This window comes from Streptomyces sp. NPDC030838, assembly GCF_055572035.1.
On the sequence record NZ_JBVIED010000001.1, the window covers coordinates 1,385,178 to 1,410,583 of the forward strand.

Genomic DNA, 25,406 nt, shown 5'->3' on the forward strand with positions numbered 1-25,406 from the left:
GAGCGCCCATGTCCCCGACCCACGCCCTGACGGCGGAGCCCTCCGAGGCGGTGCCCGCGGAGGCCGTCGCGCCGCTGATGCGCGGTCTGACGGTGCTGCGCCGGCTCACCGACGCCGACGGGGCGCTCACCCTCGCCGACCTGGAGCGGGCGACCGGCCTGGCCCGCTCGACCCTCGACCGGGTGGTCGGCACGCTCGCCCGCATGGGATACGTCCGCCTGGACGGGCGGACCGCGCTGCTCGCGCCCCGGCTGATGGAGCTGGGCAACGCGTACCTGGCGGCGCTGCGGCTGCCCGCGCTGCTGGGCCCGGCCGCGCACGCGCTCGCCGACGAGCTGGACGAGTCGGTGTCCCTCGCGGTGCCCGACGGCGACGGCATCCGGTTCATCCACCAGACCACGCGGCGCCGCACCATGTCCGTGAGTTTCCGCATCGGTGATCTGCTGCCCGCCGAACGCACCGCGCCGGGCGCGCTGTTCGCCGCCCGGTGGGACGAGGAGGACTGGGCGCGGTGGCGGGCCCGGCGCGCTGCCGATCCGGCGGAGGAGGGCTTTCCGGCGCTGCCGCCGCGGCGGCTGGCGGACCGCCCCTCGGAGGGGGAGTTCACGGCGGCCGTGCGGCTCGCCGCCGAGCGGGGCTTCGCGCTGGACGACCAGCTGATCGAGCCGGGCCTGATCGCCCTCTCGATGCCCGTGCACGCGCCGGACGGGACCCCGGTCTGCGCCGTGAGCGTGGTGAGCCACACCAGCCGGCACAGCGCCGGATCGCTGCGCGAGCGTCTGCTGCCCCGGCTGCGGGCCGCCGTCGAGGCCATGGAAGGGGACCTGGGCCGGGTCCCGGCGGGCGGCGAGCAGGAGCCCGGGCCGTCCGGGCTGGCCGCCTGGACCGGCGCGTCCAAGCAGGAGCTGGGCCGGACCTTCAACGAGTCGCTGGCGCGCGGGCTGACCGTGCTGACGGCCTTCGGCGAGGGCCGCGGCGCGCTCACCCTGACCGCCGTCGCCGAGGCGACGGGCCTGGCCCGGGCCACCGCCCGCCGCGCCCTGATCACCTACGGCCACCTCGGCTACGTCGTCCAGGACGGTCGCGCCTTCCGCCTCACCCCGCGCGTACTGGGGCTGGGCTTTCCGCCGCTGTCCCGGACCACGCTGCCGCGCATCGCCGCCCCCCACCTGGCCGCTCTCACCGAGCGCCTGCACGACTCCTCGTCGCTGGCCGTGCTCGACGGCGACGACGTGCGCTACACGGCCCGCGCGGCGGCCCGGCGGATCATGACCGCCGACATCACCGTCGGCACTCGCTTCCCGGCGTACGCCACCTCGATGGGCCGGGTGCTGCTGGCCGGGCTGCCGGCCGCCGAGCGCGCGGACCGCCTCGCCCGCACCGACCTGACGCCGCTCACCCCGCACACCGTCACCGACCCGGTCGAGCTCGCCGTCCTGCTGGAGCGGGTGCGGCGGGAGGGGTACGCCCTGGTCGACGAGGAGCTGGAGGTGGGCCTGCGGTCGATCGCGGTACCGGTGCGCGACCGCTCCAGCACCGTCGTGGCGGCCGTCAACGTGGCCATGCACGCCAGTCACCGCACCGTCGAGGAGTGCGTGGAGCGGGTGCTGCCCGACCTGCGGGCCGAGGCGGCCCGCATCGAGGCGGATCTGCACATCGCCGGGCGGTTCACCGACGTACCGGTGGTCTGAACGGAGCCTCGGGTCCGCCGCCGGGGCGGGGGCGGGCCCGGCCGGGGCAGGCCAGGGCCGGCGCCCGGAGCGGGGCAGCCCCAGCCGGGGCCGGGCGAGCCCAAGCCGGGCAGGGCCTGGCCCGCCGCCGAGTGCGATCGGGACACCCCCAGCCGGGCAGGTCAGGCCCGCCGCCAGAAGCCAGACAGCCCCAGCCCCAGCCCCGCCAAGCCAAGCCCGCCACCAAGAGCCGGATAGCCCCAGCCCCGCCAGGCCAAGCCCACCGCCAGGAGCCGGACAGCCCTAGCCCGGGGCCGGGCGAGCCCGAGCTGGGCAGGCTCGGGCCCACCGCCAGGAGCGGGACGCCCCCAGCCGGGCAGGTGAGGCCCGCCGCCAGGGGCAGGACAGCCCGCCCCGCCAGGCCAAGCCCGCCACCAAGAGCCGGACAGCCCCAGCCCAGGCAGGTCAGGCACCGAGCTGGGGCCTGGCCCGCCGCCAGGAGCGGGACCCCCACCACCCCCAGCCAGGCAGGTCCGGCCCACGCCGGGGCCGGACGAGCCCACGCCGGGCAGGGTCGGGCCCGGCAGGGGCAGGCCCGTGTCGCGGCGGACTCAGGCCTGCACCGGCGTCGCGGCCGGAGCCTCGGGGCGGGCGCCCCCGAGCCGCCGGGCCAGGGGCACCAGTGCGATGGCCACGGCGCCGACCGCGCCGGTCAGCGCGAACGCGGTGAAGCCCCAGGTCTCGTTGCCGCTCTGGGCGAGGACGCCGATCAGCCAGGGGCCGACGATCGCGCCGGTGCGGCCGACGCCGGTGACCCAGCCGAGCCCGGCCGCGCGCTCGCCGGCGCGGTACACGGTGCCGGTGGCGGCGTAGACCATGACCTGCGCGCTGAAGAGCCAGACACCGGTGACGGCCACCACCAGGTAGGTGACGCCGAGCGGCAGCTCGTTCCTGAGCAGCAGGGCGCCGGCGGCGGTGAGCAGGAACCAGATCGCCGAGACCCGGACGGCGCCGAAGCGGTCGGCGGTGCGCCCGGCGATCAGCATGCCCACGATGCCGCCCGCGTTGATCACCATCAGGAAGGACACCGAGGAGTCCAGGCCATAGCCGGAGGAGCGCATCATCTGCGGCAGCCAGGTGGAGACGCCGTAGACCAGCAGCAGGCCGCAGAAGGACGCCAGCCAGAGCAACGGGGTGGCCCAGCGCGACTCCGGGCGGAACAACTCGCGGATCGCGGCGAGCCGCCCCTTCGCACCGGCGGCGGGCGCCACGACGGGGGCGGGGCGCGGCAGGCCGTAGCGGTCGGCGACGGCGTACGCCTCCTCGCGGCGGCCCCGGGCCAGCAGCACGCCCGGCGACTCGGGCAGCAGCCTCAGCAGCAGCGGGACGGCGACGACGGCCGGCAGCACGCCCGCCCAGAACACCCAGCGCCATCCGGCGGCGGGCGCGAGGGTGAGGCCGAGGCCGGTCGCCGCCATGCCGCCCGCGTGGTACGAGGTCATCAGCAGGCCGGTGGTGAGCGCGGCCCGGCGCGGCGGGGCGAACTCCAGCACCATCGCCAGGCACAGCGGCATCAGCCCGCCGAGCCCGAGCCCGGCGACGAACCGTCCGGCGCCGAACAGTCCGGGGCTGCCCGCGGCGGCGCACAGGCCGGAGCCGAGGGAGAACAGCACGACGCTGGCGACGAGCATCGGCCGGCGGCCCAGCCAGTCGGTGACGTTCCCGGCGAGCAGCGCGCCGATGAGCATGCCGAAGGTGGTCCAGCTGCCGATGGTGCCCGCGTCGGCGGCGGTCAGGCCGAGGCCGGGGTCGTCGAGCATGTACGGCATCACCGCGCCGTAGATGTTGACGTCCATGCCGTCGAAGAAGACGGCGAGCCAGCACAGCGCGAGGACGGGGAAGACGGAGCGGAATGAGGTCATGTCTGTCCCTGGGAGGTACGGGAGGGAGCGAGCGGGGTCGCACACAGGCAGAGATGTTCGCGTAGTGAAACTTGCTTCACTGCCTGGGCTGGGCGAGTTTCGCCGCCCGCGCGGCCCGCGTCAATGCCTCGCGCATTCATTGACAGGCACTTCGCCTCGACTGCAGACTCGCCCGGAACATGAAGTGAATCCTTCTTCACCAGGCGAACGCGCGCGGAGGCTCCCCCATGACCGTCACCCGTGACCTCCTGATCGGCGACAAGGAGACCCCTGCCGCCTCCGGCCGGACCACGCCGGACATCAGTCCCTTCACGGGCGACACCTACGCGACGGTGGCCGCCGCCGGTCCGGAGGACGTCGAGCGGGCCGTGGCCGCCGCCGACGCCGCGTTCGAGGCGTGGGCCGCGCTGAGCCCCTTCGCGCGCCGCGCGGTCTTCCTCAGGGCCGCCGACCTGCTCGAAGCGCGGGCCGGCCAGGTCGCCGAGATCATGGCCCGGGAGGTCGGCGCCACCCGGCCCTGGGCCGGCTTCAACGTCATGCTCGCCGCCCAGATGCTGCGCGAGGCGGCCGCCGCCGTCACCGCGCCGCGGGGCGAGGTGCTCACCGCGCAGGAGGAGGGCGCGCTCGGGCTCGCGGTCCGGGAACCGCTCGGGGTGGTCGCCGCGTTCGCGCCCTGGAACGCGCCCGTCATCCTCGGGGTCCGCGCGGTGGCGGCGCCGCTCGCCGCCGGGAACACCGTCGTGCTCAAGCCCAGCGAGGACGCGCCGGTCGCCTGCGGCCTGCTCGTCGCCGACGTACTGCGCGAGGCCGGGCTGCCCGACGGGGTGCTGAACGTCGTCACCAACGCGCGCGAGGACGCCGCCGTCATCGCCGAGGCGCTGATCGCCGACCCGCGCGTGCGGGCGGTCAACTTCACCGGCTCCACCCGGGTCGGCCGCATCATCGGCGCCCACGCGGCCGGCCACCTCAAGCCGGCCGTGCTGGAGCTGGGCGGCAAGAACTCCGTGATCGTCCTCGATGACGCCGATGTGGACCACGCCGTCGACGCCGCCGTCTTCGGCGTGTTCATGAACGCCGGGCAGATCTGCATGTCCGCCGACCGCGTCCTCGTCCACGAGAGCCTGGCCGAGGAGTTCACCCGGAAGTTCACCGCCAAGGTGGCCTCCCTGCCGTCCGGCGACCCCGCCGACCCGCGCACGATCGTCGGCCCGCTGGTCACCGAGGACGCGGCCCGCCGGGTCGGCGCGCTGGTCGCCGACGCGGTCGCCCGGGGCGCCACGGCGCTGACCGGCGGCGGCGCGCCCGAGGGCGCGGTGTACCCGGCGACGGTCCTCACCGGCGTCACCCGAGAGATGGAGGTGTACCGCGCGGAGGCGTTCGGTCCGGTGTGCACGCTGGCCGTCTTCGCAACAGACGAGGAGGCCGTCGCGCTGGCCAACGACACCGAGAACGGGCTGACCTGCGGGATCATCACCGAGAACGGCACGCACGGGCTCCGGGTCGCGCGCCGGATACAGACCGGCATCGTGCACATCAACGACCAGTCCGTCGGTGACGAGCCGCAGGCCCCGTTCGGCGGCGCCAAGGCGTCCGGTTACGGGCGGTTCGGCGGCCGGTGGGGCATCGAGGCGTTCTCCAACACCCGCTGGGTGACGCTGGCGACCCAGCACGCCCACTACCCGTTCTGAGAGCTGTCCCGGTCCGCCGGCAGCATCAGTTCCTCGTAGCGCCCGAGTGCCAGCACCACGCCGAGCAGCACGAACGGGAGGAGCACAGCGAGGATCGCCATGGCCTGTCCTTCCGCAGAGGTGTGCGCGGGGGGCGAGGATCGGGTCTCCGCCGATCCGCCGTGCAAACCCCGTGTCGGCTCCCGCTCGTCGGGTACGCGGTGTCCACCCCCGGCAGATCTGGAGGGAGACATGCAGCGAGGCAGTGACCGGCTGAGCGTGCACCGGGACGACGAGATGAAGCACCAACTGCAGGGCATGCTGCGGTCGGGCCACTCCACCCGTACCGAGGAGTGGCACGACCCCGAGCCCTCGGCCGACGACGATCCGCGCGTCGCGGGCGGACCGGCGCTGGGTTCCCTGGAGGAGACCCGCCTGGAGCTGGCCAAGGTCCTCGGCCGCAAGCCCTTCCCGGCCGGCCCGGGCGAGCTGATCGGCGAGCTGCGCCGGCACAACGCGCCCGACGCGCTGGTCGAGCCGCTGACCCGGCGGCCGCGCGGGGCCCGCTACGGCAACGTCCAGGAGCTGGCCGAGGCGTTGACCCGACGGGAGGAGGCGCCGTGATGGCCGACTACGTGAGGGAGGTGATGACCCCGGGCGTGGTGGCCGTCCGCCCGGACGCCTCGATCGTCGAGGCCGCGCAGCTCATGCGCAGCCAGAACATCGGCGACGTGGTGGTGGCCGACGGACAGGACGTCGTCGGCGTGCTCACCGACCGGGACATCACGGTACGGGCCGTAGCCGAGGGCCGTGACCCGCTCACCGTGAGCGCCGGGCAGGTGTGCACCCCGCATCCCGCCGTGGTGGCCCCGGACGACCCGGTGTCGACCGCGGTGGCGCTGATGCGCGAGAAGGCGGTGCGCCGGCTCCCGGTGGTGGAGCACGGGCTGCCGGTCGGCATGGTGAGTCTCGGCGACCTGGCCGTGGCGCAGGACCCCGAGAGCGCGCTCGCCGACATCAGCCGGGCCGCGCCGGACGAGGCGGGCGGCCGGGCCGGACCCGACGTCCGAGGCCCCGGATGAGCCGGAAGGAGGCGGCGGCCCGGGCCGCCGCGACCGGAGTCTCCGTCGACGTCGGCGAGGCCACCACCCGGTATCTGCTGTACGGGCTGCTGCCCAGCTGGTTCGTGCCGGGTGTCGCCGACTGGGCGATGCACCGGCGCACCCGCATCGAGGAGACCACGGGGACGAAGGAGTCCCTGATCCACTCGCTGATGATGGCCGAGGTCGGCATCCCGATCGCGCTGAGCCTGCGCCACGAGATCAACCCGCTGCTGCTGACGGTGCAGCTGACGGGGGCCGCGGCGCACGAGGCGACCGCGCTCTGGGACGTCCGCACGGCCCATCACAGCGACCGCGAGGTCAAGCCCGTCGAGCAGCACATCCACAGCTTCCTGGAGTCGCTGCCGTTCGGGGCGATCGCCTCGCTGATGTGTCTCCATCCGGACCAGGTGAGGTCGCTGCTGCGGGGCGGGCACGGCGATCCGGACGCCTGGCGGTTCGTGCCGCGGCGGCCACCGCTGCCGCGCGGCTATCTCGCCGGGATCGCCGCCGCGATCGGCGTGTGCGTGCTGCTGCCGTACGGCGAGGAGCTGCTGCGCTGCGGGCGGGCGGCCCGGCGCCGCAGAAGGACACATCGCCGCACAAGGACAGACAAGGACGCATCAGGACGTTGATCCGAAGGGACGTCGATTCATCATGCGTATCGCTTTCCTGGCCGCGCCCGCGGGCGTCGAGCAGGTCGAGCTCACCGATCCCTGGCGGGCGGCCGAGGACGCGGGACACCAGCCGGTGCTCGTGTCGACGAAGCCCGGCGAGATCCAGGCCTTCCACCACCTCGACAAGGCGGACACGTTCCCGGTGGACGAGGTCGTCGGCGAGACCTCGGCCGACTCCTTCGGCGCGCTGGTGCTGCCGGGCGGAGTGGCCAACCCGGACTTCCTGCGCCTGAACGACAAGGCCGTGGCGTTCGTACGGGACTTCTTCACCCAGGGGCGGCCGGTGGCGGCGATCTGCCACGCCCCCTGGACGCTCGTCGAGGCGGACGTCGTACGGGGCCGTGAGCTGACCTCCTGGCCGAGCCTGAGGACCGACATCCGCAACGCGGGCGGCACCTGGGTGGACGAGCAGGTCGTGGTCTGCGAGCGGGGCGCCAACAAGCTGGTCACCAGCCGCAAACCGGACGATCTCAAGGCGTTCTGCGAGGCGTTCCTGGAGGTGTTCGCCCAGGAGTCCGCCTGAGGACGGACCCCCTGGGGACACACCCGACGACCCAGGGGGCCGCGAGCGCGGCGCACCGGCCGGGGAACCGGCCGGTGCGCCGTTTCACGCCGTCCCGGTGTCGCCCGGACCCCACTTGCCGACCGGTGCCCGCCCGTTGTCCCGGATGTCGCCCGCCGCGCGTTCGCGGGCGCCGTCGCGGGTGCGGGCCGCGGCGACGAAGCGGCGCGGATTGCGGCGCAGGTACTCGCCCTCCAGCTGGGCCATGCGCTCGTTGTGGGCCCGCAGCGCGTCGTTCGAGCCGTAGAGCAGCGTGTCGTGGCGCGTGCGGTGGATGGTCTCCAGCTCCTTCATGAGCTGCTGGTCGTCCAGCCGTCCCGGGTCGACTCCGGTCATCGTGGTGCCCCGCTCGTCGTGTTCGTTCATACGGTTCGGGTACCCGCCCGGTGAGCAAATCCCCCGACGGCATCCGGGAGGGAGCCATGGACCTCGCGTTCCTGAATCCACTCTACGAACATCCGGGGCCGTGGGCCTCCGTGTACGTCGATCTCTCCATGCACGCGGAGGACACCCCCCACCAGCGGCACCTCATCGCCGAGGCCATGACCCGGGACCTGCGGGGGCAGGGCGCGGACGAGGCGACCTGCGACGCCGTACGGGACGCGATCGAGGAGCTGCGGCATTCCTCCGAGCCGCACGGGCGGGCCCTGTTCGCCCGGGCGGGTGAGGTCGTGCTCGATCCGTCGCTGGCCCGGCCCCCGCAGGGCGGCAGCTGGGCCGCCTGGGCGTCCCTGCCGCGGACCGCGCCGCTGCTCGACCTGGAGGGCGAGGACGCGGTGTGCGTGGTGGCCTACATCGACCGCAAGGGCGCCGACTTCGAGATGCGCAGCGCGGTGATCCGGGAGGACGCCGGGTCGGTGGCCGGCCGCCAGTGGCCGGTGCACCGCACCAGCTCGGTCGACTGGTCGGAACGCCACTTCCAGCTGCGGGTGGAGAACACCTGGGAGCACAACGCCGCGGAGATCGCCGACGCGCTCGCCGTCTGCCAGGAGGAGACCCGGGCGGACCTGCTGATCCTCGTCGGGGAGGAACGCGAGCGGCACGCGGTGCGCGACCGGCTGCCGCAGCGGCTGCACGATCGGGTGGTGGAGGCCGCGCACGGGGCGGGCAGCAGGCTCCTGGACGCCGATGTGGAGGCGGCCCGCGCCGCGCACGAGCGGGCCCGCGCCGACGCCGAGCTGGAGCGGTTCCTGGCCGGTCGCACGCCGGACGCCGAGGGGCGTGTGGTGGCGGCGGAGGGTGTGCCCGCGCTGGTCGAGGCGGCCCGCGAGCACCGTATCGACGAACTGCTGGTGCGTCCGGACGGCCCCGACAACCACCGCGAGGTGTGGATCGGCGAGGACCCGGACCAGCTGGCGGTGCGGCGTGCGGACCTGAGGGTCCTGGGCGAGCAGCACTCCTGGCCGGCCCGCGCCGACGACGCGCTGATCCGCTCGGTGGTCGCGACCGCGGCCCCGGCGATCTCGGTGGCCCCCGCCGCCGAGGCGAAGCGGGAGGACGTCCCGGTGGGCGGTCTCGGCGCGCTGCTGCGCTGGAGCTGAGCCGCCCCCGGCGGCGTTACCGGGCCCGCTGCGTCAGCGGGCCCGCTCCACCCGCCGTTCGTCCCAGACCGGCTCGGGTGTCTCGCGGACCCGGCCGTCGCTGCCGAAGACCAGGTAGCGGTCGAAGGAGCGGGCGAACCAGCGGTCGTGGGTGACGGCGAGGACCGTGCCCTCGTAGGCCTCCAGGCCCTCCTGGAGGGCCTCGGCGGACTCCAGGTCGAGGTTGTCGGTGGGCTCGTCCAGGAGCAGGGCGGTGGCGCCCGCCAGTTCCAGCAGCAGGATCTGGAAGCGGGCCTGCTGGCCACCGGAGAGCCGGTCGAAGGTCTGTTCGGCCTGCGCGGTGAGTTCGTAGCGGCGCAGCCGGGACATGGCCGCGCCCCGGTCCTGGGAGTACTCCTGCCAGAGGATGTCGAGCAGGGTGCTGCCCATCAGCTCCGGGTGGGCGTGGGTCTGCGCGAAGTGCCCGGGCACGACCCGCGCGCCGAGCTTCCACTGCCCGGTGTGCGCCACGTCCTCGCCGGCCAGCAGCCGCAGGAAGTGGGACTTCCCGGAGCCGTTGGAGCCGAGGACGGCGACGCGTTCCCCGTAGAAGATCTCCAGGTCGAAGGGCTTCATGAGGCCGGTGAGTTCGAGCCCCTGGCAGGTGACGGCCCGGACGCCGGTGCGGCCGCCCTTGAGTCGCATCCGGATGTCCTGCTCGCGCGGCGGCTCCGGTGGCGGTCCCGCCTCCTCGAACTTGCGCAGCCGGGTCTGGGCGGCGGCGTACCGGGAGGCCATCTCGTGGCTGACGGAGGCGGCCTGCCGCAGGTTCAGCACCAGCTTCTTCAGCTGGGCGTGCTTCTCGTCCCAGCGGCGGCGCAGTTCCTCGAAGCGGGCGAAGCGCTCCCGGCGGGCCTCGTGGTAGGTGGCGAAGCCGCCGCCGTGCACCCAGGCGTCGGCGCCGGCCGGTCCCGGCTCCACGGAGACGATCTTCTCGGCGGCGCGGGCGAGGAGTTCGCGGTCGTGGGAGACGAAGAGGACCGTCTTGCGGGTCTCCTTCAGCCGCTCCTCCAGCCAGCGCTTGCCGGGCACGTCGAGGTAGTTGTCGGGCTCGTCGAGCAGCAGCACCTCGTCGGTGCCGCGCAGCAGCGCCTCCAGGACGAGGCGTTTCTGCTCACCGCCGGAGAGGGTGCGCACCTGGCGCCACTGCGCCTTCTCGTACGGCACGCCGAGCGCGGCCGTGGTGCACATGTCCCACAGGGTCTCCGCCTCGTAGCCGCGCGCCTCCGCCCAGTCGGCGAGGGCCTGCGCGTAGGCGAGCTGGGCGGCCTCGTCGTCGACGGTCATGATGGCGTGCTCGGCCTTGTCCACCGCCCGCGCGGCCTCGCGGATGCGCGGCGGCGCGACCGACACCAGCAGGTCGCGTACGGTCGTATCGTCCCGTACGGAGCCCACGAACTGCCGCATCACGCCGAGTCCGCCGCTGACGGTGACGGTGCCGCCGTGCGGGGTGAGCTCGCCGGAGATCAGCCGCAGCAGGGTGGTCTTGCCCGCGCCGTTGGGTCCGACGAGGGCGACGACGGCGCCCTCGCCCACCCGGAAGGACACATCGCCGAGCAGCGTCCTCCCGTCGGGGAGGTGGTACTCGAGGTGTGCGGCTTCCAGATGTCCCATGGGGTGGCATTCTCCGGGCGGGACCCGGCAGGCGGCAAACGCATATTCGCCGGCAGGGGCGGCCCGAAAGCCCGTCCCCCGCGTGGCGAGCGCCTACTCGCCGGCGGCGCGTGGCCTGCCCGACGCGTCGAGGGGACGTCCGGCGGGGCCGCCCTCCCCCTCGGCGCCGACCGTGGCGCCCGCCCAGGTCAGCGCTTTCCAGCCGTCGGCGGGCGAGCCCTCCAGGGCCACCACGCCGGTGTTGTCCAGGAGGTGGGAGGCGGCGAAGGCCACGTCGACGTTGTGGGCGCGGGCCGCCGTCCACATCCGGATCGCGGCGCCGTGGCTGAACAGGGCGACGGTTCCGGCGCCGTCGCGGGCGGCCTCCTCGACCACCGCGTCGTACCGGGCCAGCGCCTCCGCGCCGCTCTCCCCGCCCGGCATCCGCAGGCCGGTGTCCCCGGCGGCCCAGGCGAAGACGATCCGCATGTACTCGAGGCCCCGCGCGGAGTCGCCGCGCAGCATCTCCAGGTCGCCCGCGGCCAGCTCGCGGATGCCGCCCCGGACGTACACGTCGAGGCCGCGGGCGGCGGCCAAGGGCGCGGCGGTGAGCTGGGTGCGGATCATCGTGGAGGCGTAGACGGCCTGGATGTCCTCGTCGGCGAGCGCCTCGGGCAGCGCGGCGGCCTGCCGCTCGCCCAGCTCGGTCAGACCCGGTCCCGGGACGGTCGTGTCCAGCAGGAACCTCACGTTGGACGGGGTCTGGGCGTGACGGACGAGAAGCAGACGCACGGGGCCTCCGATGCCGGGCCGAGAGAGAAAGGGTACTTCCGGGTACCCGCACCTCTATGAGTCCAGACGTCGATCTGACCACCCCGAAGCCCGGCCGCCACGTCCTCCGGGACCGCCTGCTGGCTCTCGACTGCCGGCTGTTCGAGTTCGCCGCCGCGCGGCACTGGCCCGCCGCCGAGCCCGTCCTGCCGCGCCTCAGCCGCAGCGCCAACCACGGGGTGCTGTGGTTCGCGACGGCCGCGGCGATGGCGGCGAGCCGTACGCCCCGGGGCCGCCGGGCCGCCGCGCGCGGCCTCGCCTCCCTGACTCTGGCCTCGGCCACCATCAACACCCTCGGCAAGCGCTCGGTGCGCCGGCCCCGGCCGCTGCTCGACCCGGTGCCGCTGGTGCGGCAGCTGAAGCGGCAGCCGATCACCACGTCGTTCCCGTCCGGCCACTCGGCGTCGGCGGCGGCCTTCGCGGCCGGGGTGGCGATGGAGTCGCCCGCCTGGGGGGCGGCCGTGGCGCCGGTGGCGTTCTCGGTGGCGATGTCCCGCGTCTACACGGGCGTCCACTTCCCGAGCGACGTGGCCGCCGGTGCCGCCCTGGGGGTGGGCGCCGCGTTCGCCGTACGGGGCATGGTGCCGACCCGCGACCGGCACGCGCCGCCCGCCCGGCCGCGCGCCGAACTGCCCGCGCTGCCCGAGGGCGAGGGGCTGGTCGTCGTCGCCAACACCGAGGCGAGCACCGCCGACCGGGTGCGCGGGCTGCACGAGGCGCTGCCGCGCGCGGAGGTCGTGGAGTGCGCCGCCGAGGACATGGCCGCCGAGCTGTGCAAGGCCGCGGCCCGGGCCCGGGTGCTCGGGGTGTGCGGCGGCGACGGCACGGTGAACGCCGCCGCCGAGGTCGCCCTGCGGCACGGGCTGCCGCTCGCCGTGCTGCCCGGCGGCACCCTCAACCACTTCGCCCTCGACCTGGGCGTGGAGGACGTGCGGTCGTTCAGCCGGGCGATCCGGCGCGGCGAGGGGGTGCGGGTGGACATCGGCCGGTTCTCCTGCGGGGCGCGGCGCGGCATCTTCCTCAACACCTGCAGCCTGGGCGTCTATCCGGAGCTGGTGCGCGAGCGGGACCGCTGGGCGCACCGGATCGGCGGCTGGCCGGCCGGGGTGCTCGCGGCGGTGCGGGTGCTGCGCGCCGACCGGCATCCCCTGGAGGCCGAAGTGGGCGGCCGGCCACGCCCGTTGTGGCTGCTGTTCGCCGGGAACGGCACCTACCACCGGATGGGTCTCGCCCCGGGCCGCCGGCGCGACCTGGCGGACGGGCTGCTGGACGTCCGGGTGGTGCACGGCGGCCGCCGTCCGGCGCTGCGGCTGCTCGCCGCCGCCTTCGCGGGCCCGCTGACCCGCTCGCCGGCGCACGCGGCCGTCGCGGTGGGCCGGCTGCGGCTGGCGGGCGTGGCGCCGGGGACGCTGCTCGCGTACGACGGTGAAGTCACCGACGTGGAGGGCGAGGTGACGCTGGAGAAGGAGCCGGAGGCGCTGGCGGTGTACCGCCCGACATCATGAGACTGATGTCCCGTCAGTCCATATGGCAGAACAATCTGTCTCATCATTCGGCGCGCGGCGTACGGTGACGATGTCGCCCGCGGGGGCCTCGGTCCCCTGGGAGCCGTCATGCCGAGAAGGGGGCACAGCCATGCCGGAAGCGCAGGAGACCGCCGTCTACACGCACGGCCACCACGAGTCGGTGCTGCGGTCGCACACCTGGCGGACCGCCGCCAACTCCGCCGCCTATCTGCTCGGCGTCCTGGAACCCCAGATGAGGATCCTGGACATCGGCTGCGGGCCCGGCACCATCACCGCCGACCTGGCGGAACTGGTCCCCGAGGGCCGGGTCACGGGCGTCGACCGGGCCGCTGGCGTACTGGACCAGGCGCGGGCCACGGCCGCCGGACGCGGTCTGCGCAACGTCGACTTCGCCGTGGCGGACGTGCACGCCCTGGACTACCCGGACGACACGTTCTGCGTGGTCCACGCCCACCAGGTGCTGCAGCACGTCGGCGACCCGGTCCAGGCGCTGCGCGAGATGCGGCGGGTCACCCGCCCGGGCGGCTGGATCGCGGTGCGCGACTCCGACTACGCCGCGATGACCTGGTACCCGGCGTCGGCGGGGATGGACGACTGGCTGGCGCTGTACCGGCGGGTGGCCCGCGCCAACGGCGGCGAGCCGGACGCCGGGCGCCGGCTGAAGTCCTGGGCGCTGCGGGCGGGTCTGACCGACATCACGGCGACCTCCGCCACCTGGACGTTCTCCACGCCGGAGGAGCGGGCCTGGTGGAGCGGCCTGTGGGCGGACCGCACCCTGGCCTCCGAGTACGCCCGGGTCGCCGTCGAGGGCGGGCACACCACCGAGGAGGAGCTGCGGGCGGTGTCCGAGGCCTGGCGGGAGTGGGGGCGCCGGGAGGACGCCTGGTTCACGGTCCTGCACGGCGAAATTCTGTGCCGCAAGGAAGTCTGAGCTGCGGATTTCGGGAAACTCGTACGGCAGGAGGTTCTGGAGATGGTTCCTATCCTGCTCGTACTGCTTCTGGTGCTGATTCTTTTCGGTGCCGGATTCGCCTGGGATATCCTCTGGTGGATCGCTCTGATCGTTCTCGTGGTGTGGCTGCTGGGATTCCTGCTCCGCAGCACGACGGCGGGCGGATCCAGGGGACGGTGGTATAGGTGGTGAGATTCCCCGGGCATCAGCCCGGGGAAGGGACGTCAGTCCCGGGGAAGCAACGGTCCCAGCGGCCCGAGGTCCAGATTCAGGTCCTCGGGCCGCAGTCCGTAGCGCTCGCGCAGTTCGGTCATCCGGTCGTCCAGCAGCATCAGCGTGAGCCCGATCCGCTCCTCCTGCTCCTCGGTCAGGTCACCGGCGTCGAACCGGCGCAGCGCCTGCCGCTCCATCAGCCGGCGCAGCAGCTCGACCACGGTGAGGACGAGCTTGACCAGGTCGCGCTCCACGGTGTCGGGTTCCAGCTCGAGCCGGCGCCGGCGGCTCGAGCGCGGCAGGCCGTCCTTGTCGTCGCCGCTCGCTTCCACGGTTCATCCCTCCCACGGTGTGGGCACCTGTGCGTTCACCGAGCTGATCAGGGCGTTGAGATCGATGCGGACGAGGTCGACGTCCGCGATCCGCAGGGTGATGTCGCCGGTGATGACGACCCCGCCGGCCAACAGCCGGTCCAGCAGGTCCACGAGGGCGACCTCACGGCGTTCCACGACGGTCACGGCACCTCCTCCGCGTTCTCCTCGTCGGTGTCGGGGCCGTCGACGAACGAGTAGGCGGCCCAGGGGCCGGTGAGTTCCACACGCAGTCCGGAGGAGTCGTCCTTCGTACGGTCCACCAGTTCCACGAATTCCTCGGAACGGTCCCGCGGAACCAGATAGGCAGCGTTGAGCACATTCCGTCCGGCCGCACCGGAAATCGCCGGGTTCTGCGGGACGTGCAGCCGGGAATCCTCGGCGTACTCGGAAAGCGTTTCGTGCAGTCGCGTGGCGAAAGTCTCGGCCCTTTGCCAGAGATCCTCGTGGGCGCGGACGCGGGCGCTGCGCTGCCGGAGATAGTCCCGCCCCGAGGCGGCCTTTCCGGGCGGCCCGTCGAAATCCCCGGCCTCGCCGGGTTCCGTTTCGGCGTAGATCTTCACGCCCCATTCCACCCGGCCCTCCAGCCGGTCGAGGGTCCGCCGGAAGAAGTCCTCGCGGGCTTCCATCATCACGCGGACCGCGCTGTCGTCCCGGAAGACGGTGGCCAGCCGCAGCGGCAGCGGGGTGGTGACCGTGGTCAGCGCGTCGATCACCTGCTGGTGGGCTCTGGCCGTCTCGGTGAGCCAGTCCAGGTCCTCCAGATGGGCGCGCAGCGGCTCCTCGGCGAAGTGCCGTTCCGGCACCGTGCTGACGACGGCGACCAGGCCGTGGTGGTGCAGCAGCCGGGGCGGGGCACCGCCGACGCCCGTCAGCTGGGACTGGAGCGGCCTGTCGAAGGGGCGGCACACGGCGTAGACGTAGCGCAGTCCGATGGTCATCACGATCCCTCCCCGGTCCGGCCGGTCTCCAGGGCCGCCAGCCGCTCGCGCAACTCGGCGTTCTCGCGGGCGAGTTCGTCGCGACGGGTGAGTTCGTCGCGGCGGGCGCGGGTGGACAGGGCCGGGTCGTCCTCCCACCAGTCGATGCCCATCTCCTTGGCCTTGTCGACGGAGGCGACGATGAGCCGCAGCTTGATGGTGAGCAGTTCGATGTCGAGAAGGTTGATCCGGATGTCGCCCGCGATGACGACGCCCTTGTCGAGCACCCGCTCCAGGATGTCGGCGAGGTTGGCGCTCCCGTCGCGGCCGTAAGGCTCGGGGAGCCGGCTGGCGGTGGTCATCGATGGCTCCCTCGGGTGGTCGGCCGGGTGTCCTCGGGTACGGAGGCGGGGCTGTCCCCCTCGGGTACCCCGCTCAGCGTGACGTGCCGGGCGAAGTCCGCCAGGTCGCGCCGGGCCCGGCGGCGCGGCGTCCGCAGCAGGGCGCCGGCCCGGTCGGCCGGGCCGGCGGGCAGGTGCTCGGCGACCAGCAGCACGCGGGTGAGCCGGTCGGCGAGCGGGTGGAAGGAGACCACGCCCCGCAGGCCGTGCGCGGTCCAGGCGAGCCGGTCGCCGGGGACGGGCCGCGCGTCCGGGTGCCGCGCCCATTCCTCGTACGCCGTACGCGGGGGTACGCCGACGTCGACCCGCTCGACGACGACGAGCGGCCGGGCCGCCATCCGGGCGACGGCGATCTCCAGCACGGCACGTGCCGGGCCCCTGCCTGCGACGATCTTGCGGCCGGTGTCGCGGGCGAGCCGGGCGAGGCCGGCGTCGCGGCCCTCGGCGAGATCGGTGAGCCGGACGGTGGCCGCGCCGAGCCCCCGGCCGACGCCGGCCAGCAGCCGCCGGACCTGGGCGGCCAGATACTCCCGCGCCTCCGCCCGGACCCGGTCGGCGGCCTCACCGCGCGCGAGCTCACCGAGCAGGCCGGGGCGGCCGGACACTCCTTGGGTAGGGACACCCGTCATCGCTCCCCACCTCCCCGCCCACTCGCTTGCGCGGACACCGCACGACGCCGGGCAGCGGCCCTGGCAGGCGCCCTCTTGCCGGACGCCTGCCCGGCCCCCGCCTGCCCGCCGCCAGGCTGCCCGCCCGCAGACCGCCGGGCGGCGGCCCGCGCGGCGGTCGCCTTCTTGGCGGCAGCCCTGTCGGCCTTCTTCACGGCCTCCTCGGCGGGAGCCTCCCTCTCGTTCACGGCCTCCTCGGGGGGCGCCTCCCTCTCGGCGGTGCCCTCGCCGACGACGCCCTCGGTGGTCGCCTCGCCGGCCGTGGCCTTGTCGGCGGCCTTGCCGGCTGCGGCCTTGTCGGCGGCATCTTCTGCCATGGCCTTCCCCGCCTCGACGCGCCCGGCCACCCCCACCGATCCCCCGGCGCCCAAACTCGCGTGGATCTCCTCCGTCCGCTCGTGCAGCCGGTCCGCGAGGACGTCGAGGCGGTGTTCCGCCCAGCGGGTCAGGGTGGCCGCCGCCGCGTCCGGGACGCCGCGCAGGTCCTCGCGGAGTTGTTCCTCGATCTCTCGGATCCGCAGGTTCTCGCGGAGCTGCCGGGACAGCGCGCGCAGCCGCCGGCGGATCAGGAAGAGTACGGCCACCGTCGCCAGCCTGCCCTTCACGGTGCCATCTCCAGCCGGTCGAGGAGTTCGTCCTCCCGGCGGTCGAACTCCTCCTCGGTGATCTCCCCGAGGGACAACTGCTCCTCCAGGCGGGCGAGTTCGGCGCGAACGGTGGCGGGGTCGTAGTAAATCCGCTCCGCCTCCCGCAGCACCTGTCTGATCGCCCAGGCGCTGCCGCGCACCGGGGCGAACGGCAGCATCAGCACTTCTCCGAGAAGTCCCACGGGCTCACTCCTCCGCACTCCGCCCGCCGGCCGTGCTGCCCGCGGGCTCGGCGGGGCCGGGCTCGACGAAGCTGTACGGCGGCAGCGGCCCGTTGGCGCGCAGCTCCAGGTGGGGCAGGTTCTTGCGGGCCTGCTCGACCGCGGCGAGGAACGGCGCGGCCGTGTCCCGGTCGACCAGGAAGCACACGTTGACCAGCCATCCGGTGGAGTCGGGACCGACGCTCACCCCCTCGGCGGCCGGTTCCAGCAGCCGCTGGACGGCGAGCGCGTCCTCCGCCTCCTTGTCCCGCACCGCGGCGGCGACCATCTCACCGAGCCGCAGCTTCTGCTCGTAACTGCCGCCGCCCGCCTGCCGGTTGGCCTCGGCGAGCGCCCTGATCTCGGGGTCCTCGGCCATCACGTGGTGCAGCACGGCCTCTTCCACGTGGGAGGCCTTGACGTTGTACTCGACCTTGCCGTCCAGGGCCCGCAGCCGCTCCCGGTAGTGCGCGGCGCGTTCGGCGAGGACGCCGGTGACGGCCGCGTCGTCCGGGGCCACGCTGCCGAACCGCATGGGCAGCACACAGCCCGCGGCTCCCGCCTCGGCGAGCACGTTCTGGTGGGCGACGAGATCGCGGCGCTTGGGGCGCAGCCCGTCGGGCGCGTCGCTGACGATCGCCGCCAGTTCGCCCTCCTTCAGGACCCGCACCGGGCGGGCGGGATCACCGACGCCGGCCATGCCGTCGGGGAGCGCGGGGTGGGAGCGCGCGGCGATGCCGTAGACGTACGTGCTCACTCCTGCTCCTCCTTCCGGCGGGCGGTGGTGGTCCGGCGGGTGCGGGCCTTGGTCTCGGGCTCGGCGGTGCCCTCCTCGCGCGCCTGCTTGAAGGCGTCGGAGATGGTCTGCGCGGCGCCGGACAGCGCGCCCTTGGACTTGCCGCGCGCGCCGGACTCGGTGATCGAGCCGACCACGTCGGGCAGGCCGGGGCTCTTGCGCGGCCCGGCCTCAAGGTCCAGGCGGTTGCAGGCCTCGGCGAACCGCAGGTAGGTGTCGACGCTGGCGACGACGACCCGTACGTCGATCTTCAGGATCTCGATGCCGACCAGGGAGACCCGTACGAAGGCGTCGATGACGAGCCCTCGGTCGAGCACGAGTTCCAGGACGTCGTAGAGGCCGCTGGAGCCGCCCCCCGAGCCGGTCTGCTGTGCCGGGACAACGGTCATGCCGACCGGTCCTCCTTCTCTGCTGGTGTGATGGTGACGGGCCGTGGGCGGCCTAGCGGCCGCCGGGCCGGTGTGCGTCGGCCCGCCCGCGTTCGTAGCGGCGGACGCGCCGGTAGCCGGTGAGCCGGCCCCGGTCGTCGAGGTCCACCCGGTAGCTCGCCATCAGGCTCATCGTGTCGGGCACCCGGGCGAGTTCGAGCACCTCGACCTCCAGGGACCAGCCGTCCTCCGTGGGTTCGAAGGACGACACGGTCTCGGCGTCCATGCCGGTGAGCTCCGTGAGCTGGGTGCGCGCCTGGCGCAGCACCTCCATCGGGCTCGGCCGGTCGTCCGCCGTGTGCGCGTTCTCCTTATGGGACTCTCGTGAACTCTGCGACTGTGCTGTGCGGTTTGTGTTCGACATGGCCACCTCGGAGGTCGGGTGGCCGCACAGCCCATGGCCAAACCTGCGGACGGCAGAGCGGGGTCCGGGGGGACGTCAGCCGCGCAGCGCGTCCAGCCTGCGACGGGCCGGCCCGAGGGCGCGGCCCCGGCTCATCACGCCCGCCCAGGGGTTGGTGCGGGCCTGGTCGACGGCATCGGTGATGCTCCAGCGGCGCGGACCGAAGTCCGGGGCGTCGAGCTGGTCCCAGGCGACGGGCACGGCGACGGGCGCGCCGGGGCGGGCACGCACGGTGAACGGGGCGACGGCGGTCTGGGCGTACGCGTTGCGCTGGACGTCCAGATAGAGGCGGTCGCCGCGGTCCTTCTTGCGGGCGGCGGTGGTGAGCCGGTCGGGGTGCCCGGCGGCGAGGGTGTCGGCGACGTCCCGGGCGAACCGCCGTACCTCGTCGAAGTCGTGATGTCCGGTCAGCGGCACCACCACGTGCACGCCGCGCGAGCCGGTGGTCATCAGGGCCGACGGCAGCCGCAGTTCGTCGAGGAGTTCGCCGAGCAGTCCGGCCGCCTCGCGGACGGGCGTGAAGTCGTCGCCGGAGGGGTCGAGGTCGAAGACCATCCGGTCGGGCCGGTGCAGGCGTCCGGAGCGCGACAGCCAGCGGTGCAGGGTGACGCAGGCCTGGTCGGCGAGGTGGACGAGGGTGGCGGAGTCGTCGCAGACGGTGTGGCAGACGGTGCCGCCCTCCTTGGGCACCTCGACGCGGGTGATCCAGTCCGGGTAGTTCTCCGGGGTGTTCTTCTGCAGGAAGCGGGGGCCGTCGACGCCGTCCGGATGCCGTTCCAGCATCAGCGGGCGGCCGCGCAGCTGCGGCAGCATGAAGGGCGCCACGGACCGGTAGTAGTCGACGAGGTCGCCCTTGGTGTACTCCGGATGACCGTCACCGCCCGGGAAGAGGACCTTGCCGGGCCGCCGTACCTCGACCGTACGGCGGCCCGCCCGCACCGTGCGCATGTCGGTACGGCTCATGGCACCACCGCTTGCTCCACCAGCAGGCGTACGGCGGCCGCGACCGACTCGGCGTCGATGCCGGCGGCGTGCAGCTGCTCCTCGGGCGACGCGGAGCCGGGCATCGTACGGACCGCGAGGCGGACCAGGCGCGGCATGGGGCGGCCGTCGAGGAAGGGGTCGAGGACCGCGTCCCCGAGGCCGCCCTCCGGGTGGTGGTCCTCCACGGTCAGCAGGCAGCCGGTCTCCTCGGCGGCCTGCCGGAGGGTGAGCCGGTCGACGGGCTTGAGCGAGTAGAGGTCGACGACCCGCACCTGGATGCCCTCGCGGTCCAGGGCGTCGGCGGCGGCGAGCGCCTCGGGAACGGTGACCCCGGCCGCGACCAGGGTGAGCCGGTCCCGGTCGGAGGAGCGCAGCACCTTGCTGCCGCCGACGGGGAACTCCTCGTCGGGCCCGTAGAGCACCGGGGTCGCGCCGCGCGAGGTGCGCAGATAGCGGATGCCGTCGAGTCCGGCCATGGCGGCGACCAGCCGGGCCGTCTGGTTGGCGTCGCAGGGGTACAGCACGGTCGAGCCGTGCACGGCCCGGAACATCGCCAGGTCCTCCAGGCCCATCTGGGACGGCCCGTCCTGCCCGATCGCGACGCCCGCGTGCGAGCCGACCAGGTTGATCCCGGCGCCGCTGATCGACGCCATGCGCACGAAGTCGTACGCGCGGGTGAGGAAGGCCGCGAAGGTGGAGGCGTACGGCATCCAGCCGCGGGAGGCGAGGCCCACCGCGGCGGCGACCATCTGCTGCTCGGCGATGTAGCACTCGAAGAAGCGGTCGGGGTGCTCCTTGGCGAAGTGCTCGGCCCGGGTGGAGTCGCTGACCTCGCCGTCGAGGGCGACGACGTCGTCGCGGGCGGTGCCGAGGGCGGCGAGGGCCTTGCCGTAGGCGTCCCGGGTGGCGACCTTGTCGCCGCCGCGTTCCCACTCGGGGAGGTCGACCGCCGACCTGGTGCGTACGGCGTGCAGGATCCGGTCGGCCGACGGCTCGTGCACCTGGACGATCAGGTCGCGCCTGCCGCCCAGTTCCGCGACCGCCTCCTCCGCGTCCGGCAGCGGTTTGCCGTGCAGGCCCTCCCGGTCCTGGACGCCCTCGACGCCCCTGCCCTTGAGGGTGCGGGCGAGGATGGCGGTGGGCTGCCCCATGGTGGAGATCGCCTCGCCGTAGGCGCGGTCGATCGCGTCGACGTCGTGGCCGTCGATCTCCACGGTGTGCCAGTCGAAAGCCTGGAAGCGGCGGGCGTAGGCGTCGAGGTCGTGGCCGTGCCGGGTCGGGCCGCGCTGGCCGAGCCGGTTGACGTCGACGATCGCGACGAGGTTGTCCAGATGCTCGTGGCCCGCGTGCTCGGCGGCCTCCCACACGGAGCCCTCGGCCAGCTCGCTGTCGCCGCACAGCACCCACACCCGGTAGTCGGTGCGTTCCAGCCGCTTGCCGGAGAGGGCGACGCCGACGCCGACCGGCAGTCCCTGTCCCAGCGACCCGGTGGCCGTCTCGACCCACGGCAGCCGCTGCGGCGTGGGATGCCCCTCCAGCCGGCTGCCCCTCTCGCGGAACGTCAGCAGCTCCTCGTCGTCGAGCGCGCCGGCCGCCTTGAACGCCGCGTACAGCAGGGGGGACGCGTGGCCCTTGGAGAGGATGAAGCGGTCGTTGGCGGGGTGGTCGGGGCGGTCGAAGTCATAGCGCAGGTGGTTGGCCAGCAGCACGGCCATCAGGTCGGCGGCCGACATGGACGACGTGGGATGCCCGGAGCCGGCGGCAGCCGCCGCCCGCACACTGTCGACGCGCAGCTGCTGCCCCAGCTCCTCGAGTTCGTCGGTGTTCATCGCTCTCCTTCTGCGGAGGGTTCGGGGAGATCGGCGTCGTCACCGGGCAGATCGGAGCTCTTGACCGGCCCGGGCGGCTCGGGGCCCGTCCGGTGCCCGGACCCGGCCTCCGCCGGACCGGGCGGCTCGCGGTCGGCCCGCGGAGCGGCGGCCGTCTCGGGGCGCCGCACCGGCCCCGGCGGCTCGGCACCCGCCTCGGCCTCGGCCTCGCCCGACCCTGGCGGCTCACGATCCGCCCGCGGCTCGGCGGCGCCGGGGCTGCGCCTCGAGCCCGCATGCGGCTCGCCGGGGCCAGGGTTGTGCCCCGAACCCGAGTGCGGCGCGCCAGGGCCAGGGCTGCGCATCGGCCCCCAGTGCGGCTCGGCGGGGCTCGATCCCTCCTCGCCGGTCACGGTCTCCGTGGGTCCGGAGGGTTCGATGTCCGCCGACCCCACCGGCCCCGGTGTCTCCGCGTCCAGAAACGGCCCTGCGACCCCGGACCACTCGGCGTCGGCCTCCACGACGGCGCCCCAGGGGACCTGCCCCCCACCGGTACCGGCCTCGCCTGGCTCAGCCCCCGGCCGCCCGGCCAGGCGCTCGCCATCGGGCCGGCCGGACAGGGGCTCGACATCCGGCTGCCCGGCGCCGGGCTTGCCGCCCGGCCGCTCCGCACCGTGCGACTCGCCACCCGCCGGCTCCCGCGCGGGCTCACCGCCCGGCGGACCCTTCGCGGGCTCACCGCCCGGCGGACCCTTCTCGGGCTCACCGCCGGGCTGGTTCTTCGCGGGCTCTCCACCCGGCTGGTTCTTCGCAGGCTCCCCACCCGGCTGATTCTTCGCAGGCTCCCCACCCGGCTGGTTCCTCGCAGGCTCCGCGCCCATCCGGTTCTTCTGGTTCTTCTGGTTCTTCGCGTTCTCCGACACGGTCCGCCTCCCTGCCTCCGCCCCCTCGTCACCGTCACCCCCACCCCCCGTACGCCCGCCCCCACCGCCGGAGGCCTCCGGCACCTGTGCCAGCTCCGGTGAGGCCGTGTCCAGCGGGACCGACCACGACCGGACGAGCCCCAGCTGCACGGCCTGCCGGGGCAGGATCGCGTCGAGGAGCCAGTCCGCGGCCACCCGCACCCGGTTGCCGGGCATCGCGGCGAGGTGGTAGCCGCGGGTGACGGCCCCGGCGAGCGGCCCGGACAGCGGCACGCCGAGCGGGTTCGCCGCGGCCTTGGCGCCGCCGAGGTCGACGACGAACCCCAGGTCGCGGTGGCGGTAGGCCTGCCGCTCCGCCGCCCCCAGCGAGGCGGCGACATTGCGGGCGCACACCCTGCCCTGCCGCCAGGCGTGCTGCGCGGTCATCGGCGTGTACTCCCCCGGCTTCTCCAGGTCGGGCACGGCGGCGGCATCGCCGCAGGCGAACACCTCGGGCCGGCCCGGCACCCGAAGGTGCGGGTCGACGAGCAGCCGGCCGCGTTCCATCGGCAGCTCCAGCGAGGCGACCAGCGGGTCGGGCCGCACCCCGACGCACCACACGAGGGTGCGGGTCTCGACGTACTCGCCGTCGGTCAGCAGCACCCCGCCGTGCATGGCCTCCTTCACGGACGTCCCCATCCGCACGTCGACGCCCCGCTGCCGCAGCACCCGGTCGGCGGTGCGGGAGAGCCGTTCGTCCAGTTCGGGCAGGACACGCGGGGCGACGTCCAGCAGCATCCAGCGAGGACGCATGCCCTCCCGCAGGGGGTGTTTGCGCACCTGCGCGTCGGTGAAGAGCTGCCCGTGGGCGGCGACCTCGGTGCCGGTGTATCCGGCGCCGACCACGACGAACGTACAGCGCGCCGCGCAGCTCTTCGGGTCGTCGGAGGAGGCGGCGAGTTCCACCTGCCGGGTCACGTGGTCGCGCAGGTACAGCGCTTCCGGCAGGCCCCGGAAGCCGTGCGCGTGCTCGGCGACGCCGGGGATGGGCAGCAGTTTGTTGACGCTGCCTGCGGCGAGGACGAGCCGGTCGTACTCCAGGGTTCCGGCGCCGCCCTCGGGATCGCTGTAGTGCACGGTGCGCGTGTCGAGGTCCACACCGTCGGCCTCGCCGAGCACCAGCCGCACCCAGGGCAGGGTGCCGGACAGCGAGACGGTGACCCGGCGCGGCTCCAGGATGCCGGCGGCGACCTGCGGCAGCAGCGGCAGGTAGAGGAAGTAGTCGGTCGGGTTGAGCAGGGTGATCTCGGCCTTGTCCCGGGCCATCCGGGACAGCGTGCGGGCCGTCCGGTAGCCGGCGAAGCCGGCACCGACAATCACGATGCGGGGTCGACTCACGGTGTGCCTCCGGCGCTCTCGTCCGTACGAGGGCGGGCGTGTGCGTGGGCGGGTACGCGGACGTACGAGCACCCCCGTACGGCCGCGCGTTCGAGCTTTCCGCGTCCCCCTGGCCGGGGCACCCAAACGTCCGGCCGGGGCACCCGAGCGTCCGCCGGTTTCCCGGCCGGGCGCCGGGTACCCGGTCCGCGACCCGACTCGAGCCGCCCGTCGCGGAGGTGCCCCCCATGCCCGAGTACGGCTACTTCCTCTCCTGCGAGGAACACGGCCCCGCGGACCTCCTGGAACAGGCCCGGATGGCCGAGCAGGCCGGATTCCGGTCCCTGTGGATCTCGGACCACTACCACCCCTGGAACGACGCCCAGGGGCAGAGTCCGTTCGTGTGGTCGGTGATCGGCGCGCTCTCCCAGGCGGTGTCGCTGCCGATCGAGACGGCGGTGACCTGCCCGACGGTGCGGATCCACCCGGCGGTGGTGGCGCAGGCCGCCGCGACCAGCGCGGTGATGACGAACGGCCGGTTCCGGCTCGGCGTGGGCACGGGCGAGGCGCTGAACGAGCACGTCGTCGGCCACACCTGGCCGCCGGCGCAGGTCCGTCTCGACATGCTGGAGGAGGCGATCCTGATCATGCGGCGCCTCTTCTCCGGCGAGGAGATCAGCCACTACGGCACCCACTACAAGGTGGAGAACGCCCGCCTGTACACGGTCCCGGACGAGCCCGTCCCGATCGACATCTCCGGCTTCGGCCCGAAGGCGACCGCGCTCGCGGCCCGCGTGGGCGACGGCTACATCACGATGATGCCGGAGTCGGACATGGTGCAGCAGTTCCGCGAGGGCGGCGGGAACGGCAAGCCGGTCAGCGGCGGCACCAAGGTCTGCTACGGCACCGACCGCGCCGAGGCGGTCCGCACGGTGCGCCGGCTGTGGTCCAACCAGTTCCTGCCCGGCGAGATGGGGCAGGTGCTGCCGTCGCCGCGCCACTTCGAGCAGCTGGAGCCGCTGGTCACCGAGGAGATGATCGCCGAGAACGGCGTCTGCGGGGACGACGTGGACGAGCACGTGGCGGCGCTGACCGCGTTCGCGGAGGCGGGCTTCGACACGATCTACGTCAACCAGATAGGCCCCGACCAGCGCGGGTTCTTCGATTTCTACCGCACGAAGGTGCTGCCGCAGCTCCCGGGGAGCTGA

The 25,406-nt window shown here is 74.1% G+C and carries 28 protein-coding genes; 11 read left to right on the top strand and 17 right to left on the bottom strand.

From position 1 onward, the window contains the following. Window positions 1-8 precede the first annotated feature (8 nt). Window positions 9-1,691 (top strand): IclR family transcriptional regulator domain-containing protein, encoded by a 1,683-nt coding sequence (locus ACZ42A_RS06195; RefSeq protein ID WP_468525940.1) that lies wholly within the window; start codon window positions 9-11, stop codon window positions 1,689-1,691. 590 nt (window positions 1,692-2,281) lie between these two features. Here the strand turns inward: ACZ42A_RS06195 and ACZ42A_RS06200 are convergent. Further along, a complete protein-coding gene (locus ACZ42A_RS06200) occupies window positions 2,282-3,592 on the bottom strand; it encodes an MFS transporter (RefSeq protein ID WP_468525941.1) in 1,311 nt (436 codons plus the stop codon). Window positions 3,593-3,819: 227 nt separating this feature from the next. Here ACZ42A_RS06200 and ACZ42A_RS06205 point away from each other — a divergent pair, with 227 nt between their 5' ends. From ACZ42A_RS06205 to ACZ42A_RS06225, 5 genes are all read left to right on the top strand, one after another. Then, a complete protein-coding gene (locus ACZ42A_RS06205; protein WP_468525942.1) occupies window positions 3,820-5,280 on the top strand; it encodes an aldehyde dehydrogenase family protein in 1,461 nt (486 codons plus the stop codon). Between the two features lie 231 nt (window positions 5,281-5,511). After that, window positions 5,512-5,883, top strand: a complete 372-nt coding sequence (locus ACZ42A_RS06210; protein WP_468525943.1) for a DUF2795 domain-containing protein — start codon at window positions 5,512-5,514, stop codon at window positions 5,881-5,883. Then, a complete protein-coding gene (locus tag ACZ42A_RS06215) occupies window positions 5,883-6,341 on the top strand; it encodes a CBS domain-containing protein (RefSeq protein WP_468525944.1) in 459 nt (152 codons plus the stop codon). Before ACZ42A_RS06210 ends, ACZ42A_RS06215 begins: the two co-directional genes overlap by 1 nt. Then, complete coding sequence (locus ACZ42A_RS06220) at window positions 6,338-6,994, top strand: diguanylate cyclase (RefSeq protein ID WP_468525945.1); 657 nt, start codon at window positions 6,338-6,340, stop codon at window positions 6,992-6,994. Before ACZ42A_RS06215 ends, ACZ42A_RS06220 begins: the two co-directional genes overlap by 4 nt. Before the next feature lie 22 nt (window positions 6,995-7,016). Next, window positions 7,017-7,559, top strand: coding sequence for a type 1 glutamine amidotransferase domain-containing protein (locus ACZ42A_RS06225; protein ID WP_468525946.1), 543 nt, complete (start codon window positions 7,017-7,019; stop codon window positions 7,557-7,559). An 84-nt stretch (window positions 7,560-7,643) separates the two neighbouring features. On the opposite strand, the gene ACZ42A_RS06230 is transcribed toward ACZ42A_RS06225, so the two are convergent. Further along, window positions 7,644-7,964, bottom strand: a complete 321-nt coding sequence (locus ACZ42A_RS06230; RefSeq protein ID WP_468525947.1) for a DUF6158 family protein — start codon at window positions 7,962-7,964, stop codon at window positions 7,644-7,646. A gap of 56 nt (window positions 7,965-8,020) precedes the next feature. Between ACZ42A_RS06230 and ACZ42A_RS06235 the strand changes: the two genes are divergently transcribed. Beyond that, window positions 8,021-9,139 (top strand): baeRF2 domain-containing protein, encoded by a 1,119-nt coding sequence (locus ACZ42A_RS06235; RefSeq protein WP_468526148.1) that lies wholly within the window; start codon window positions 8,021-8,023, stop codon window positions 9,137-9,139. A gap of 33 nt (window positions 9,140-9,172) precedes the next feature. On the opposite strand, the gene ACZ42A_RS06240 is transcribed toward ACZ42A_RS06235, so the two are convergent. Both ACZ42A_RS06240 and ACZ42A_RS06245 read right to left on the bottom strand, forming a co-directional pair. Further along, window positions 9,173-10,792, bottom strand: a complete 1,620-nt coding sequence (locus tag ACZ42A_RS06240; RefSeq protein WP_468525948.1) for an ABC-F family ATP-binding cassette domain-containing protein — start codon at window positions 10,790-10,792, stop codon at window positions 9,173-9,175. Window positions 10,793-10,885: 93 nt separating this feature from the next. Next, window positions 10,886-11,563: a histidine phosphatase family protein gene (locus ACZ42A_RS06245; protein WP_468525949.1), complete on the bottom strand. Its 678-nt coding sequence runs from the start codon at window positions 11,561-11,563 to the stop codon at window positions 10,886-10,888. Between the two features lie 56 nt (window positions 11,564-11,619). On the opposite strand from ACZ42A_RS06245, the gene ACZ42A_RS06250 reads away from it, so the two are divergent. The 3 genes from ACZ42A_RS06250 to ACZ42A_RS06260 all read left to right on the top strand — a co-directional run bounded on the left by ACZ42A_RS06250 (window position 11,620) and on the right by ACZ42A_RS06260 (window position 14,272). Next, a complete protein-coding gene (locus tag ACZ42A_RS06250; RefSeq protein ID WP_468525950.1) occupies window positions 11,620-13,107 on the top strand; it encodes a phosphatase PAP2 family protein in 1,488 nt (495 codons plus the stop codon). A gap of 130 nt (window positions 13,108-13,237) precedes the next feature. Next, on the top strand, window positions 13,238-14,059 hold the full coding sequence (locus tag ACZ42A_RS06255) for a methyltransferase domain-containing protein (RefSeq protein ID WP_468525951.1): 822 nt from the start codon (window positions 13,238-13,240) through the stop codon (window positions 14,057-14,059). 42 nt (window positions 14,060-14,101) lie between these two features. Then, on the top strand, window positions 14,102-14,272 hold the full coding sequence (locus ACZ42A_RS06260; RefSeq protein WP_468525952.1) for a hydrophobic protein: 171 nt from the start codon (window positions 14,102-14,104) through the stop codon (window positions 14,270-14,272). Between the two features lie 32 nt (window positions 14,273-14,304). Here the strand turns inward: ACZ42A_RS06260 and ACZ42A_RS06265 are convergent, their stop codons facing one another. From ACZ42A_RS06265 to ACZ42A_RS06325, 13 genes are all read right to left on the bottom strand, one after another. Continuing rightward, window positions 14,305-14,625 carry a gas vesicle protein K gene (locus ACZ42A_RS06265; RefSeq protein ID WP_468525953.1) on the bottom strand — a complete coding sequence of 107 codons (321 nt, stop codon included), beginning with the start codon at window positions 14,623-14,625 and terminating at the stop codon, window positions 14,305-14,307. 3 nt (window positions 14,626-14,628) lie between these two features. Continuing rightward, complete coding sequence (locus ACZ42A_RS06270) at window positions 14,629-14,811, bottom strand: gas vesicle protein (RefSeq protein ID WP_468525954.1); 183 nt, start codon at window positions 14,809-14,811, stop codon at window positions 14,629-14,631. Further along, window positions 14,808-15,605, bottom strand: coding sequence for a GvpL/GvpF family gas vesicle protein (locus ACZ42A_RS06275; RefSeq protein ID WP_468525955.1), 798 nt, complete (start codon window positions 15,603-15,605; stop codon window positions 14,808-14,810). Before ACZ42A_RS06275 ends, ACZ42A_RS06270 begins: the two co-directional genes overlap by 4 nt. Next, window positions 15,605-15,946 (bottom strand): gas vesicle protein, encoded by a 342-nt coding sequence (locus ACZ42A_RS06280; protein WP_468525956.1) that lies wholly within the window; start codon window positions 15,944-15,946, stop codon window positions 15,605-15,607. The genes ACZ42A_RS06275 and ACZ42A_RS06280 overlap by 1 nt, the downstream gene beginning before the upstream one ends. Continuing rightward, complete coding sequence (locus ACZ42A_RS06285) at window positions 15,943-16,614, bottom strand: hypothetical protein (RefSeq protein WP_468525957.1); 672 nt, start codon at window positions 16,612-16,614, stop codon at window positions 15,943-15,945. Before ACZ42A_RS06285 ends, ACZ42A_RS06280 begins: the two co-directional genes overlap by 4 nt. Next, window positions 16,611-17,258: a hypothetical protein gene (locus ACZ42A_RS06290; protein ID WP_468525958.1), complete on the bottom strand. Its 648-nt coding sequence runs from the start codon at window positions 17,256-17,258 to the stop codon at window positions 16,611-16,613. Before ACZ42A_RS06290 ends, ACZ42A_RS06285 begins: the two co-directional genes overlap by 4 nt. Beyond that, window positions 17,255-17,482, bottom strand: coding sequence for a gas vesicle protein GvpG (locus ACZ42A_RS06295; protein ID WP_468525959.1), 228 nt, complete (start codon window positions 17,480-17,482; stop codon window positions 17,255-17,257). The genes ACZ42A_RS06290 and ACZ42A_RS06295 overlap by 4 nt, the downstream gene beginning before the upstream one ends. A gap of 4 nt (window positions 17,483-17,486) precedes the next feature. Further along, window positions 17,487-18,257 (bottom strand): GvpL/GvpF family gas vesicle protein, encoded by a 771-nt coding sequence (locus ACZ42A_RS06300; RefSeq protein WP_468525960.1) that lies wholly within the window; start codon window positions 18,255-18,257, stop codon window positions 17,487-17,489. Continuing rightward, window positions 18,254-18,685: a gas vesicle structural protein GvpA gene (locus ACZ42A_RS06305; RefSeq protein WP_468525961.1), complete on the bottom strand. Its 432-nt coding sequence runs from the start codon at window positions 18,683-18,685 to the stop codon at window positions 18,254-18,256. The genes ACZ42A_RS06300 and ACZ42A_RS06305 overlap by 4 nt, the downstream gene beginning before the upstream one ends. A gap of 52 nt (window positions 18,686-18,737) precedes the next feature. Then, complete coding sequence (locus ACZ42A_RS06310; protein ID WP_468525962.1) at window positions 18,738-19,088, bottom strand: gas vesicle protein GvpO; 351 nt, start codon at window positions 19,086-19,088, stop codon at window positions 18,738-18,740. Between the two features lie 75 nt (window positions 19,089-19,163). Beyond that, window positions 19,164-20,090 carry a non-homologous end-joining DNA ligase gene (ligD, locus tag ACZ42A_RS06315; RefSeq protein WP_468525963.1) on the bottom strand — a complete coding sequence of 309 codons (927 nt, stop codon included), beginning with the start codon at window positions 20,088-20,090 and terminating at the stop codon, window positions 19,164-19,166. Next, entirely contained in the window at window positions 20,087-21,940 is a 1,854-nt protein-coding gene (locus ACZ42A_RS06320) for a transketolase (protein WP_468525964.1), read from the bottom strand. The genes ligD and ACZ42A_RS06320 overlap by 4 nt, the downstream gene beginning before the upstream one ends. Continuing rightward, window positions 21,937-24,219: an NAD(P)/FAD-dependent oxidoreductase gene (locus ACZ42A_RS06325; RefSeq protein ID WP_468525965.1), complete on the bottom strand. Its 2,283-nt coding sequence runs from the start codon at window positions 24,217-24,219 to the stop codon at window positions 21,937-21,939. The genes ACZ42A_RS06320 and ACZ42A_RS06325 overlap by 4 nt, the downstream gene beginning before the upstream one ends. A 227-nt stretch (window positions 24,220-24,446) precedes the next feature. On the opposite strand from ACZ42A_RS06325, the gene ACZ42A_RS06330 reads away from it, so the two are divergent. Next, window positions 24,447-25,406 carry an LLM class F420-dependent oxidoreductase gene (locus tag ACZ42A_RS06330; RefSeq protein ID WP_468525966.1) on the top strand — a complete coding sequence of 320 codons (960 nt, stop codon included), beginning with the start codon at window positions 24,447-24,449 and terminating at the stop codon, window positions 25,404-25,406.